10 protein-coding genes are annotated in these 13,661 nt (G+C 59.7%); 4 read left to right on the top strand and 6 right to left on the bottom strand.

All coding sequences use genetic code 11. From position 1 onward, the window contains the following. The 4 genes from DUT91_RS08215 to pcsA form a co-directional block, all read right to left on the bottom strand. Positions 1-1,116, bottom strand: a complete 1,116-nt coding sequence (locus DUT91_RS08215; protein ID WP_114439893.1) for an ABC transporter permease — start codon at positions 1,114-1,116, stop codon at positions 1-3. Next, positions 1,116-2,696, bottom strand: coding sequence for an ABC transporter ATP-binding protein (locus DUT91_RS08210; RefSeq protein WP_114439892.1), 1,581 nt, complete (start codon positions 2,694-2,696; stop codon positions 1,116-1,118). Before DUT91_RS08210 ends, DUT91_RS08215 begins: the two co-directional genes overlap by 1 nt. Before the next feature lie 115 nt (positions 2,697-2,811). Further along, positions 2,812-3,786, bottom strand: coding sequence for a quinone oxidoreductase family protein (locus tag DUT91_RS08205; RefSeq protein ID WP_114439891.1), 975 nt, complete (start codon positions 3,784-3,786; stop codon positions 2,812-2,814). Next, a complete protein-coding gene (gene pcsA, locus DUT91_RS08200; RefSeq protein WP_114439890.1) occupies positions 3,783-4,541 on the bottom strand; it encodes a phosphatidylcholine synthase in 759 nt (252 codons plus the stop codon). The genes DUT91_RS08205 and pcsA overlap by 4 nt, the downstream gene beginning before the upstream one ends. Positions 4,542-4,797: 256 nt before the next feature. On the opposite strand from pcsA, the gene DUT91_RS08195 reads away from it, so the two are divergent. Together DUT91_RS08195 and hspQ are read left to right on the top strand one after the other, a co-directional pair. After that, complete coding sequence (locus DUT91_RS08195; RefSeq protein WP_245419633.1) at positions 4,798-6,006, top strand: UbiH/UbiF family hydroxylase; 1,209 nt, start codon at positions 4,798-4,800, stop codon at positions 6,004-6,006. 199 nt (positions 6,007-6,205) lie between these two features. Beyond that, entirely contained in the window at positions 6,206-6,544 is a 339-nt protein-coding gene (gene hspQ / locus DUT91_RS08190; RefSeq protein WP_114439889.1) for a heat shock protein HspQ, read from the top strand. 82 nt (positions 6,545-6,626) lie between these two features. Here the strand turns inward: hspQ and DUT91_RS08185 are convergent, their stop codons facing one another. Beyond that, complete coding sequence (locus tag DUT91_RS08185) at positions 6,627-7,241, bottom strand: invasion associated locus B family protein (protein WP_114440169.1); 615 nt, start codon at positions 7,239-7,241, stop codon at positions 6,627-6,629. 332 nt (positions 7,242-7,573) lie between these two features. On the opposite strand from DUT91_RS08185, the gene DUT91_RS08180 reads away from it, so the two are divergent. Both DUT91_RS08180 and DUT91_RS08175 read left to right on the top strand, forming a co-directional pair. Continuing rightward, a complete protein-coding gene (locus DUT91_RS08180) occupies positions 7,574-9,397 on the top strand; it encodes an extracellular solute-binding protein (RefSeq protein WP_114439888.1) in 1,824 nt (607 codons plus the stop codon). Positions 9,398-9,445: 48 nt separating this feature from the next. After that, a complete protein-coding gene (locus tag DUT91_RS08175) occupies positions 9,446-10,117 on the top strand; it encodes a DsbA family oxidoreductase (RefSeq protein ID WP_114439887.1) in 672 nt (223 codons plus the stop codon). Positions 10,118-10,121: 4 nt separating this feature from the next. Here DUT91_RS08175 and mfd read toward each other — a convergent pair whose 3' ends face one another. Then, positions 10,122-13,622, bottom strand: a complete 3,501-nt coding sequence (gene mfd / locus DUT91_RS08170) for a transcription-repair coupling factor (RefSeq protein WP_114439886.1) — start codon at positions 13,620-13,622, stop codon at positions 10,122-10,124. Between the last annotated feature and the right edge of the window lie 39 nt (positions 13,623-13,661).

Below are 13,661 nucleotides of genomic sequence, written 5' to 3'. Positions count from 1 at the left end.
TCATTCCTTCTCCGCAGATTTGGCGGCCGTCTTCCCCGCAAGCTTGCCGACCGGTGTGGGAACAAGCCGGATTCGGTAATGGATCAAGGTGTCGCTGGCCAGGACGAAGAACAGGATCATCCCCTGGAAGACGCGGGCCGATTTTTCTGAAATGCCGATAGCCACCTGGGCCGCCTCTCCACCGAGATAGGACAACGCCAGGACAAATCCGGCGGCCACGATCCCCAGCGGATTGAGCCTTCCCAGAAAGGCGACGATGATAGCCGTGAAGCCATATCCCGGCGAAATGCTCGTTCGCAGCTGGCCGATTGCACCCGATACCTCCGATATTCCGGCAAGCCCGGCCAGAGCGCCGGAGACCAGAAATACGAAAAACGTCATTTTACCGGCACTGAAACCCGCGAATCGCCCTGCTCGCGGGCTGCTCCCCAAGACCCGGATCTCAAAGCCCTTCATCGTCCGCGACAGGAGGAACCAGAGCCCGAGCGCTGCGATAAGAGCCAGGACGATGCCCCAATGGGCGCGGCCGGATGCCGTCCATATCTCCGGCAGTATGGCCGAATCGTTGAACTGCCGCGTCTCCGGAAAATTATAGCCCTCGGGATTTCGCCAGGGGCCGCGCACGAGCCAATCCAGGAAAAACTGCGCTACATAGACCAGCATCAGGCTCGTCAGGATTTCATTGGTGTTGAAGCGTACTTTCAGAAAGGCCGGAATGGAGCCATAGGCTGCGCCACCGGCCATGCCCATCAGCAAAATCAGCGGCAGAACGATCCAGGACTGGAAGTCCGGAAACATCACGGGAAGGATCGACCCTGCGATGGCGCCGGCGATGAACTGGCCTTCGGCGCCAATGTTCCAGTTGTTGGAACGATAGCAAAGGGAAAGGCCGACCGCGATGAGGATCAGCGGGGCCGCCTTGACCATCAGCTCATGCAGCGACCAGACATCGAGAAGCGGCTCGACGAAATAGACATAGAGCGATGTCAGCGGAGCCTTGCCCATGAGGGCAAAAAGCACGGCGCCAGCAACCAGCGTCAGCAGCAGCGCGATAAGCGGGGAAAGCGCGCTGAACAGGACTGAATGCTGTGGCCGCTTGACCAGTTCGATACGCATTATGCCATTCCGCCCACACTCGCCTGCCCTGCAACTGAATGCCCCGCATCGACACCGCCCATCATCAGCCCGATCTTCTCCAGCGTAACCTCGCCTATGGGAAGGGCATCGGAAAGCGTGCCGTGATTCATCACCGCTACCCTGTCGCAGATTTCCAGCAATTCATCCAGATCCTGGCTGATGATGAGAACCGCGGATCCGCTGCGCGCCAGATCGATCAGAGCCTGCCTGATATGCGCCGCCGCTCCCGCATCGACGCCCCATGTCGGCTGGTTGACGACGAGAACTGCCGGCTTGCGGTCCAATTCACGACCGATGATGAATTTTTGCAAATTTCCGCCGGAAAGTGCTGATGCATCGGGGTTTTCTCCGCTTTTGCGGACATCCATCATCTTGACGATGCGCTTGACGGCCGATTGCAACGCGTCCTGCGCAAGTATCTTCAGCGATCGACCCCGCAGGTATGTTCTGCTGTCCGTGCTGTAGCGCGAGAGGAATAGATTGTCCGTCAGCGGCAGTTCCGGCACGGCGCCATGTCCCAGGCGCTCCTCGGGCACGAATGCCGCGCCAAGCTGCCTGCGCCGCGAAATGCCTGCCTGCCCGGCGGCAACGCCGCCGATGCGGATGGTATCGGGGCCAGCCTGCGTCACCTCGCCCGATATCGCCTCGAAGAACTCGCCCTGCCCATTGCCGGCGACACCGGCGATCCCGACGATCTCGCCTGCATGCACGGAAAGCCGCATGTCGCGCAGGGCTGTGGAAAATGGCCCGCGCGACGGCTGGCTCAGCCCGGCTATTTCAAGCAGTGCGCTGCCCTCTCCGATCGCCGGTGCGTCGCGACGGACGATCCCGATGTCGTTACCGACCATCATCCGCGCCAGCGACGCCGCCGTTTCCCGGCGGGGATCGCATTGCGCCACCACCTTGCCGTGGCGCAACACCGTCGCCCGGTCGCAGAGCCGCTTCACCTCCTCGAGCCTGTGGCTGATATAGAGGATCGATCTTCCCTCGGACCGCAATCGCTCCAGCGTGACGAACAGGCGATCGGCCTCCTGCGGGGTCAAAACCGATGTCGGCTCGTCCAATATGATCAGATCCGGCTCCTGAAGAAGACAACGGATGATCTCGATGCGCTGGCGCTCGCCCACCGAGAGATCGCCAACCAGCGCATTGGGATCAAGCGGCAGCCCATATGCGTTGCCGATATCGCGGGCGCGGCTGGCGATATCCGATAGCGGAATCGCTTTATCGAGCGAAAGTGCGATGTTTTCCGCGGCAGTGAGGGAATCGAACAGCGAAAAATGCTGAAAGACCATGCCGATGCCCAGCGAACGCGCCACCGCGGGACTGGAAATGCTGACGGGCCGGCCTTTCCAGATTATCTGACCCGAGACCGGCTGCAGCGAACCGAACAGCATTTTTACGAAAGTCGATTTCCCGGCGCCGTTTTCGCCCAGCAGCGCATGGATCTCGCCTGCCCTGATGACGAGATCGATCGCGTTGCAGGCTACGAGATTACCGAAATTCTTGGTGATCCGGCGAACATCCAGAAGTGGCTGGTCCGTGGAAATGGCTGACATGGTTCCCCAGAGGCATTATTGCAGGTGATCTTATGACAGCACCCTCAATATTGGGAAGTGGAAAAGCTCACACGCCGTGAGATTCGCACATCAAAGATGCAGCAACGATGCCCGCCTATGGAATAAGCACCGTCGTCCCTGTCGTCTTGCGGCCTTCCAGGTCGGCGTGGGCCTGGGCGGCATCCTTCAGCGCATAGGTCTGGTTTAACCTCACCGAGACCGCTCCGCTCTCGATAACTGAAAACAGATCCTTCGCCGTGGCTTCAAGGTCCTGCCGCTTGGCGATATAATTATTGAGCGTTGGGCGAGTGGCGAAGAGCGATCCCTTCTGTTGCAGAACGGCAATGTCGAAGGGCGGGATCGAGCCGGAGGACTGGCCGAAGCTGACGAACATGCCGAACGGCTTCAGCACATCGAGCGAGCCGGGAAAAGTATCCTTGCCAACCGAATCGTAGACCACATCGACACCCTGCCCGCCGGTCAGTTCCTTGACGCGCTCGACGAAATCTTCAGTGCGGTAATTGATGACGTGATCGTAGCCATGGGACTTGGCGAGTTCCAATTTCTCCGGCGATCCGGCGGTTCCGATCACGGTTGCGCCCAGATGCTTCGCCCATTGTCCGGCAATCAGGCCGACGCCGCCGGCCGCGGCATGGAACAGAATCGTGTCGCCTTTCTTGACCTTGAAGGTGCGGCGCAAAAGATATTGCGCCGTCATGCCTTTGAGCATGACCGAGGCGGCGGTCTTGAGATCGATCGCCTCCGGCACGATCACCAGACGATCGGCCGCGACAATGCGCTCATCGGCATAGGATCCTGGCGTCGTGACATAGGCGACGCGGTCGCCGGGCTTCACATGGGTGACGTCGGGTCCGACAGACATGACGACGCCGGCACCTTCGCTGCCGGGAATAAAGGGCAGCGAGGCTGCCTTGTAGAGGCCGGTGCGAAAATAGACGTCGATGAAATTGAGGCCGATGGCTTCGTGGCGGACCTTGGCCTCCCCTGGCCCCGGCTCTCCGATTTCCATCGGCTCATAGACAAGAACCTCGGGACCACCTACTCGATGGACGCGAACGGCTTGGATCATGGTTGCGCTCCATTATTGCCAGGGCCAATCTCATCGGGGCCGAAATGCCCCAATCGCGGGAAGAACTGCATCAAGCCACCGATGCAATAGAGATAGATGCCGGTGACGGATATGCTGATGCGCAGCCAGAGCGGCGCGTCGAGCTGATAGAAAAGCGCCAGAACGCCAAGGGCGCACCACACTAGAAAAACCGCGAGGTTGAGCGGCCGCAGTCGAACGACCCGCACCGGGTGTAGGAAATAGATCGGCACGAATGACAGGATTGCCGAGAATACCACCGTCGCGAAGGCGATCCATTCGCCCGGCTTGACGATGAACAGCGTGAAAACCACCATGTTCCAGACGACGGGGAAGCCTTTGAAGAAGTTCTCGTTCGTCTTCATGCTCGTGTCGGCATAATAGATCGCGCTCGATATCACGATGATTGCGCCCGACAGGAAGGAAAGTCCCTCGCCCATGAAGCCGCTCTGATAGAGCGCAAAGGCCGGGATCAACACATAGGTGACATAGTCGATGATATTGTCGAGGAGTTCGCCGGACCAGGTCGGCAGGACGTACTTCACATCGAGCTTGCGGGCGATAGGGCCGTCTATGCCATCGACGAAAAGAGCCAGGCCGAGCCACCAGAACATGGCGGTCCAGCGCTCCTCGCTCGCAGCGACGATGGACAGGAACGCCAGGAACGAACCGGACGCCGTCAGCAGATGAACCGAGAAAGCTTTGGCCTGCGGGGCCGTCACTCTCTTGGTTTTCATTTTTTCAGACAACTTCGCTTTCACGTGTTTTGCCGATTCTTTCTGCCGATCCGAATACAGGGCGTTTCCATGGGATCAGCTTTTCTCAAATAATCTCGAAAGAGCAAGGGAGTTATCCCATAAAACGCATTTCGTCCCACGGAAGATCGCCCACACCCCAAATTTTCCGTGCCTTTTCACCTGTCCGGGCATAAATGTGCTGTGGTGGGATCATGCAGTTGCCGGTTTCGATGATACCGGACACGAGGATATGAAGATGGCCGGCAGGATTGAGAAGGAAATCGTCGTCGCGGGCAGCGGCCCGGCGGGAATGATCGCGGCTCTGGCGCTGACCGCCGACGGGCATGACGTGACGCTCGTCGGGCCTGCCGTTGATGAAAACGACCAACGGACCACGGCGCTCATGATCCCCGCGATCGGGTTTCTGGAAAGCCTGGGTATATGGAACGCCATTTCCCCAAAGGCCGCGCCACTCGCAACCATGCGGATCGTCGATGCCACGCGCCGTCTGATCAGGAGCCCTGCCGTCACTTTCCATGCCGGCGAGATCGGCGAGGCCGCGTTCGGGTACAACATGCCGAATTCCGTCCTGAACAAGGCTCTTTCCGATGCCGCCGATGCTGACGGGCGCATCGATCGCGTCTTCTCACCGGCGACCGCCTATAGCCACACGCCGGATGGGGTTGTCATCGAAACTGAAGGCGGTCAGGAAATGGTCGCGCGGCTTCTCGTCGCCTGCGACGGGCGCGGCTCGCTGGCCCGGGAATCGGCAGGTATCCAAACGCGCCGCTGGAACTATCCGCAGACCGCTGTCGTCCTGTCCTTCGCGCATGCGCGCGAGCATGAGAACATTTCGACCGAGTTTCACACCGAGGACGGACCTTTTACCCAGGTCCCCCTGCCCGGCCGCAGATCAAGCCTCGTCTGGGTCGCCAATCCAGCGCTCGCCGACAGGCTGATGGCGCTCGATACGGCCGCGCTGGGGAGCCATGTCGAGGAACGGATGCACTCGATGCTCGGTAAGGTCACGGTCGAGACGAAACCGCAGGCCTGGCCGCTGTCCGGGCTCGTGCCGACCGCCTTTGCCGCCCATCGGACGGTACTTGTCGGCGAGGCTGCGCATGTTTTCCCTCCCATCGGCGCACAAGGCCTCAATCTCGGCATCCGCGATGTCGAAACGCTTTTGAAGGCATTGCAGGATGATTCAGACGATGCCGGCAGCGAAAACGTCACCTGCGCCTATGACAGGCTGCGGCGTCCCGATGTACTCGCGCGCACCGGATCCGTCGACGCCTTAAACCGTTCGCTCCTGACAGGCTTCCTGCCAGCGCAGGTCGCACGCAGCCTGGGGCTGGAACTCCTGCGCTCGTTCGCGCCGCTGCGCGGCTTCTTCATGCGCGAGGGACTGCGCCCCGGCAGCGGCTTCAGCGGTATCTTCTCATCGTCGCGCCAGCACCATCGCTGAACATCCGCCACCCCGCACCTTGAAGAAGGGTGGAAAAACCGGGCGAGCAACGCCACATAAGCCATGGAAAGGCATTCATTCAGCCCCGGCGCCGCGACGACATACGGCCAAACCGTTGATTTTCATGGATACAATGGCGCCAAGGACTGATAGGTCAAGGACAACCCGCGTTCAGCATATGGTTGTGATATCAAAGACAATGGGCATAACACAGATCAAGCATGCTAAGTTCCAGATCGGGCAGGTCGTCAAGCATCGGCTATTCCCCTTTCGCGGCGTCATCTTCGACGTCGATCCGGAATTCGCCAATACCGAAGAATGGTATCAATCGATCCCCGAAGAGGTGCGGCCGCACCGTGACCAGCCGTTTTACCATCTGCTCGCAGAGAATGCGGAAAGCGAATACGTCGCCTATGTCTCGGAACAGAATTTGCTGCCGGATACCAGCGGCGAACCGCTGCGCCATCCTCAGATAAGGGATCTGTTCGAAAAAGTGGAGAATGGTCTTTACAGGGTCAAGGCGCAACACGCGCATTGAGATCACCTCGAACCTGCCGCCTCACAAATTAAAAAAGGGACGCCTGGCGTCCCTTTTCTTATTCTGCAAGGCTTCAATCAGATCAGTTGCCGGCCTTGGCCTTTTCCTGCTCCGCCTTCATCTTGGCCTCAAATTCCTTTTGACGCTTCTGGACCGCGTCCTGCAGTTCCTTCTGACGGGCTTCCAATTCCGGCTGCTGCAGGCCGGGACCGGTTAGCGCGCCCGAGAAACCCGTGAGGGAGACGTTTATCGGGTTCGGCTTGTTCTGGAAATTGACGGAGGTGAGCGTCAGCTTTCCGCCCTTCTTCAGCGCATTGATCAAATCGTCCGACAGAACGACCTCGGCAATGCAGCGATCGGGGAAGCAGATGCCGTAGTCGATCTTCTGGGTCTTGTTCGCGTCGATCTGCAGACCAACTCCAGCCTGGATCAGGCGGCCTGTGGGAACGGAAACCTGGAAGATCTTACGGTTGATCTTGCCCTTGATCTCGATCAGGTTGACGGCAGTCAGAAGCTGGCCTGAATCCGCGGTGACGATGTTCTGTGTGTTGCAGATATCGTTGTCTTCCTGCTTCGAGCAGACCTTGAACCATCCTTGCGGAGGCTGCTGCGCAGATGCCGGGAAGGTCGCGGTTGCAAGCAAAGCGAACGCGCCAGCGACTGCGGAGGCGGCAGCGATTGTCTTCGTCTTGGACATGATCAACAGGTTCCTTTCAACGGTCTGATCCCATTTTTGGTCACGATTGGCCTGTCAGTGGTGTGAAAATGCGGCAACAGCGTGACCCCTTTTGCTCGCAGGCGGTGTTACACTGCTTGCTCGGGCAAATCCAGCGTCCTTTTGTCCGATGCATCCCAGTTCGGGCCAGTTCCGGGCCAGTTCGGGAGGAATCGTCGCTTGGCACCAGCACCGTGTCATATTCGTACCTACCAATAACCTACCATATTGGTGCTTATAAGACCCGTGTTAATTTGACCGCGAATCAAAAGGCCGGTTCTACCGACTGGACTGCATCGACTGGAAGTACCGCAATGCTCGGCAGATTTATTCGAACCATATCCATCGCCATGGCCACAGGCATTGCAGGGATGCTGTCGGCACACGCCGAACCGACCTATGGCATCGCCATGCATGGAGAGCCGGCGCTCCCGGCCGACTACACCCATTTTCCATACGTCAATCCCGATGCACCGAAAGGCGGCAGCATCACCTATGGCGTCGTGGGCACCTTCGACAGCCTCAATCCTTTCGTGCTGAAAAGCATGCGCACCACGGCACGCGGCCTCTTCCTCGACGCAGAATACGGCAACCTCCTCTTCGAGCCGCTGATGGAGCGTTCCTCCAACGAGCCTTTCACGCTTTACGGGCTGATCGCGCAAAAGGTCGAAATGGATCCGGATCGCAATTGGATCGAATTCACTCTCAATCCCGACGCTAAATGGTCCGATGGCCAGCCGGTCACCGTGGACGACGTTATTTTCTCCTTCAAGCTTCTGGCGGAAAAGGGACGCCCTCCCTTCAACAACCGCATGGATAGGATCGCCAGCATCGAGAAAGTCGGAGAACACGGCCTGCGGTTTGCGTTCAACGACAAATCGGATCGCGAGTTTCCATTGCTCGTCGCCACGACGATGCCGGTTCTGCCGCAACATGCCATCGATCCTGCCACGTTCGGCAATGCTTCTTTGAAGCCGCCCGTGGGCAGCGGCCCCTATTTGGTCTCCAAGGTTCAGCCAGGTCAGCGCATCATCTACAAGCGCAATCCCGATTACTGGGCCAAGGACCTGCCTTCCAAGCGCGGCATCGATAATTTCGATACGATCACTGTCGAATATTTTCGCAACGAGACCTCGCTTTTTGAAGCGTTCAAGAAGGGTATCGTCGATGTCCTGATCGAGGGCGATCCGATACGATGGGAAAAGTCCTATGATTTTCCGGCTGTCCGTCAGGGGCTGGTCATCAAGGACCAATTCTCCAAGGGGACGCCTGCAAATACGCTGGGCTTCGTTTTCAATACGCGACGGGAAAAATTTGCCGATCGCAGGGTCAGGCAAGCGCTCTCCGAGCTCTTCGATTTCGAATGGGTCAATCGCAACCTTTTCGATGGCCGTTACGAGCGTACCGGCGGGTTCTGGGACGGTTCGGTGCTTTCTTCCATCGGCCATCCCGCGGATGCGCGGGAAAAAGCCCTGCTGGCGAAATTCCCCAACGCCGTGCTGCCCGATGTCATGAACGGCACCTATCGCCCGCCGACGACCGACGGCACCGGACGCGACCGCGATGCCACCAGGAAAGCCTTCGACCTGCTAAAGCAAGCGGGATACACGTTCCACGACGAGCAGGCGTTCGCCCCATCAGGCGAGCCGCTTACCTTCGAGATCATGACGCGTACGCCGGAAGAAGAGAAGGTCAGCCTTGCCTATGCACGCACGCTGGGGAGGCTCGGCATCTCCATCAAGGTCCGCACGGTCGATGATGCGCAGTACCAGCAGCGGCTGCAGACCTTCGATTACGACATGATCCTCGGCGCCCTCACCTCCTCGCTATCGCCCGGCAACGAGCAATGGAGGCGCTGGGGCTCGGCCTCGCGCGATGTCCAGGGCAGTTTCAACTATCCCGGCGTGGCGGATCCCGCCGTCGATGCGATGATCGAAGCCCTGATTGCGGCCCGCAGCCAGGAGGATTTCGTCAGCGCAGTGCGTGCGCTGGACCGCATCCTCATTTCCGGCAACTACTATGTTCCGCTCTATCATCTGCCGAAACAATGGGTGGCGCGATGGTCGCGAATAAAGCATCCGGAACAGACGTCCCTCTATGGTTTCCGGTTGCCAACATGGTGGCATGATCCCAAATAGTTTGCAGAAGGATTCGGTTATCATCGGCTACCATGGGAGAACGGCACAATGAACAAGCAGATCACCATCGATGTCGTTTCCGATGTCGTATGCCCATGGTGCTTCGTCGGCCGCAAGCGGCTCGAGCAGGCGCTCGATCTCATGCCTGAGCTCGACGTTCTCGTTCGCTGGCGGCCGTTTCAGCTCGACCCCACCATTCCGCCCAGAGGCAAGGATCGCAAGGCCTATCTCAAGGATAAATTCGGCAGCACGTCGCGTTCCGACGAAATCCACGACCAGTTGATCAAGCTTGGCGAGGAAGAGGATATCGAGTTCGATTTCGACGCGATAGAAATTGCCCCCAACACGCTCGACGCACATCGCGTCATACAATGGGCCTCACAGGCAGGGCCCGAAACGCAGGACCGGCTGGTGGGCAAGCTCTTTTCGTTCTACTTCGAACAGGGCCTGAACATCGGCGATCACGAGGTGCTGGTCGATGCCGCCGTAGCATCGGGAATGGACGGCCAGATCGTGGCGAGCCTGCTTGCCTCCGATGCAGACCGCGAGAGCGTCTTGCAGGAAATCGAGACGGCGAACCGCATCGGCGTGCGCGGCGTGCCCTGCTTTATCATCGACCAGAAATACGCCGTGATGGGCGCGCAGCCCGCCGTTGTCTTGGCTGACGCGATACGCCAGGCCGCCGACGGTTTCGAGCCGGGGCTGGCGGAGGATCGGTAGCCCGTCAGGAGGCCGTTGCGATTTTGGCTAGCTGCGCCATGATCACCGCCGCACCGTTGAGGCGCTTCTCAGGCGTCGGCCAGTCCCGGATGAAGACGATGCCCTGATCAGGGCGGATCTTCGCCAACGATCCCTGCTCGCCAATCATTTTCACCAGCGCCGCCGGATTTGCGAAAGTCTTGTTGCGGAACTGGATGACCACGCCCTTCGGCCCGGCATCGAGCTTCTCGACATTGGCCTTGCGGCAAAGCGCCTTGATGAAGACGATCTTGAGCAGGTGCTGGACTTCGTCCGGCAGCGGGCCGAAGCGGTCGATGAGTTCCGCGCCGAAGCCGTCGATCTCCTGCGGCTCCTCCAGATCGGCAAGCCTGCGATAGAGGCCAAGACGCAGTTGCAGATCCGGCACGTAGGATTCGGGAATCATCACCGCCGTGCCGATGGAGATCTGCGGCGACCAGTGCGCGTCCTCTATCTCGCCCGTGCCCTTCAGCTCGGCCACGGCCTCTTCCAGCATCTGCTGGTAAAGCTCGAAGCCGACCTCGCGGATATGACCGGATTGCTCCTCGCCCAGAAGATTGCCGGCCCCACGAATATCCATGTCGTGGCTGGCGAGCTGGAAGCCCGCGCCAAGTGTGTCCAGCGATTGCAGCACCTTCAGGCGGCGCTCGGCCTGCGGGGTGAGCATCTTGTTGGGCGGCAGGGTGAAGAGCGCGAAGGCGCGCTGCTTGGAGCGCCCGACGCGCCCACGCAACTGGTAGAGCTGCGCCAGGCCGAACATATCGGCACGGTGAATGATCAGGGTGTTGGCAGCCGGAATGTCGAGGCCCGATTCGACGATCGTGGTGGAAAGCAGCACGTCGTACTGACCGTCATAGAAGGCATTCATGATGTCGTCGAGTTCGCCCGGCGGCATCTGGCCATGCGCGACAGCCACCTTCAACTCCGGCACGTGACCGTCGAGGAATTCCTTCACCTCGGTGAGATCGGCAATGCGCGGGACGACATAGAAGCTCTGTCCGCCGCGATAGCGCTCGCGCAACAGCGTCTCGCGGATGACGAGCGGGTCGAAGGGCGAGACGAAGGTGCGCACCGCCATGCGATCGACCGGCGGCGTGGTGATCAGCGAAAGCTCGCGCACACCCGTCAGCGCCAGTTGCAACGTGCGCGGGATTGGCGTTGCCGAAAGCGTCAGCACGTGAATATCGGATTTCAGCTCCTTCAGCCGTTCCTTGTGCTTAACGCCGAAATGCTGCTCCTCATCGATGATGAGAAGGCCGAGATTGTTGAACTTGATCCCTTGTCCCAGAAGCGCGTGGGTGCCGACGACGATATCGATCTTGCCTTCGGCTGCCCCCTTCTTGACCTCGGCCAATTCCTTTGAACCAACGAGACGCGAGGCCTGCGCGACATTGATGGGCAGTCCGTGGAACCGCGCCGAGAATGTCTTGAAATGTTGGCGCGACAAAAGCGTGGTCGGAACCACCACGGCCACCTGATAGCCATTGAGCGCGGCGACAAAGGCGGCGCGGAGCGCGACTTCCGTCTTGCCGAAGCCGACATCGCCGCAGATGAGGCGATCCATCGGCTTGCCCTGCGACAGGTCGTCGAAAACGGCATCAATCGCGCTCTGCTGGTCCTCGGTTTCGTCATAAGGGAAACGCGCAGCGAATTCGCCGTAGATGCCGTCCGGCGGAGCAAGCACCGGCGCACCGCGCATCTGCCGCTCGGCGGCGATGCGGATCAGATGTCCGGCGATCTGGAGAAGCTGTTTCTTGAGCTTGGCCTTGCGCGCCTGCCATGCGCCGCCGCCCAGCTTGTCAAGCGCCACATCCGAGCCTTCGGAGCCGAAGCGCGAAAGCAGCTCGATATTCTCGACCGGCAGGAACAGGCGATCATCGCCCGCATAATGCAGTTCCAGGCAATCATGCGGCGCGCCTGCCGCCATGATGGTGCGCAGGCCGATGAAGCGCCCAATGCCGTGATCGACATGGACCACAATATCGCCCGCCGCCAGCGCGCCAACTTCGCTGATGAAATCGCGATCGCGCTTGCGGCGCTTCGAATGCCGGATCAGCCGGTCGCCCAGAATATCCTGCTCGGCGACGACTACAAGATCGCCGGCATCGAAGCCGCTTTCGATAAAGAGAACCGTCGCCGTGATCTTGTCGCGCGACAACGCCTTGACGGTTGCGAGATTCTGCACCGTCTCGATCTTTTCCAGCCCGTGTTCGGCCAGAACCTGGATCAGCCGGTCAAGCGATCCCTCGCTCCAGGCCGCCAGCAGCACCTTCTTGCCTTCAGCGCGCAAAGTCCCGAGATAGCTGACCACGCTTTCGAAGAGATTGACCTCCTGCTGCGCGCGCTCCTCCGCGAAGTTGCGGCCCTTGTGCACATCTGCATGGATGACATGGCGCCCCGGCGTATCCGGTTGGCCAAAGGGCGTCAGGTCAATGCGGATACCGGTGCCGAAAGCCGCACGTTCAACCGCTTCGGGCGAAAGATAGAGCGTATTGGGCACCACCGGCTTGTAAGGCACGGCGTCGCCCGGCTCCTTGCCGTCCGCCTGACGCCTGCGCGCCCCATAGTGATCCAGCACCATCTTGTGGCGTTCGGCCAGCGCCTCATGCGCCAAATGGTCGAAGACAACCGGCATATCGCCGGCATGGTCAAACACCGTTTCCAGCTTGTCGTAGAAGAGCGGCAGCCAGTGTTCCATGCCTGCGAAGCGTCTGCCCTCGGTGATCGCCTGATAGAGCGCATCATCGCGCGAAGGCGCGCCGAAGGCCTGGATATAATTGGTCCGAAAGCGGCTGATTGCTTCGGGTGAAAGCGTCACTTCGCTCATCGGCTGAAGCGAGAATTCCTTATGGGTGCCGGTGGTGCGCTGTGAAGCCGGATCGAAGGCGCGGATGGTCTCCAGTGTATCGCCGAAGAAATCAAGGCGCAGCGGCTCCTCGGTGCCCGGTACATAGAGATCGAGAATGCCGCCGCGCACGGCGAATTCACCGACATCGCGCACCGTCGATACGCGCTCAAAGCCATTTCGTTCAAGCCTTTGCGCCAGTTCGTTCATGTCGACGCGGTTGCCCGGACGCGCCACGAAAACCTGCTCGGCTATGGCCTCGCGCGGCGGCAGCTTTTGAAGCACCGCATTGGCGGTGGCGATGATGACGCCGGGATGTTTCTTCTGCCTTAACGCCGCCATGCCCGCCATTGCCGTCAGGCGGCGGGCAGCGGCATCGGCGCCAGGCGAAACACGATCATAAGGCAGGCAGTCCCAGGCCGGGAAATTCAGAACCGGAAGATCGGGACGCACGAAGGCAAGAACCTGCTCGATATCGGCGGCGCGATGGCTATCGCGAACGATGAAGAGGACCGGACCGCCCTCGCCCTTCTCTTCGACAATACGCGCAAGGCAGAACGCCTCATAGCCATCCGCCACGCCATCAATGACGATATGGCGCGCGACACTGAGCTTCAGTCCGATTTTGGAAAAAACAGGCATGGTTGTTACTTTATTTTACGCGTTTCCGGACGCAAAACC

Origin of the sequence: Paramesorhizobium salinisoli (assembly GCF_003335045.1) — a bacterium.
GTDB classification, from domain to species: Bacteria; Pseudomonadota; Alphaproteobacteria; order Rhizobiales; family Rhizobiaceae; genus Paramesorhizobium; species Paramesorhizobium salinisoli.
The sequence above is the reverse complement of the archived record's forward strand: the minus strand, read 5'-3'. Positions and strand labels throughout refer to the sequence as shown.

Coding starts and splice junctions, on each gene's coding strand:
- DUT91_RS08215 (WP_114439893.1), bottom strand. CDS start 1,116: ATGCGTATCGAACTGGTCAAGCGGCCACAGCATTCAGTCCTGTTCAGC.
- DUT91_RS08210 (WP_114439892.1), bottom strand. CDS start 2,696: ATGTCAGCCATTTCCACGGACCAGCCACTTCTGGATGTTCGCCGGATC.
- DUT91_RS08205 (WP_114439891.1), bottom strand. CDS start 3,786: ATGATCCAAGCCGTTCGCGTCCATCGAGTAGGTGGTCCCGAGGTTCTT.
- pcsA (WP_114439890.1), bottom strand. CDS start 4,541: ATGAAAACCAAGAGAGTGACGGCCCCGCAGGCCAAAGCTTTCTCGGTT.
- DUT91_RS08195 (WP_245419633.1), top strand. CDS start 4,798: ATGGCCGGCAGGATTGAGAAGGAAATCGTCGTCGCGGGCAGCGGCCCG.
- hspQ (WP_114439889.1), top strand. CDS start 6,206: ATGGGCATAACACAGATCAAGCATGCTAAGTTCCAGATCGGGCAGGTC.
- DUT91_RS08185 (WP_114440169.1), bottom strand. CDS start 7,241: ATGTCCAAGACGAAGACAATCGCTGCCGCCTCCGCAGTCGCTGGCGCG.
- DUT91_RS08180 (WP_114439888.1), top strand. CDS start 7,574: ATGCTCGGCAGATTTATTCGAACCATATCCATCGCCATGGCCACAGGC.
- DUT91_RS08175 (WP_114439887.1), top strand. CDS start 9,446: ATGAACAAGCAGATCACCATCGATGTCGTTTCCGATGTCGTATGCCCA.
- mfd (WP_114439886.1), bottom strand. CDS start 13,622: ATGCCTGTTTTTTCCAAAATCGGACTGAAGCTCAGTGTCGCGCGCCAT.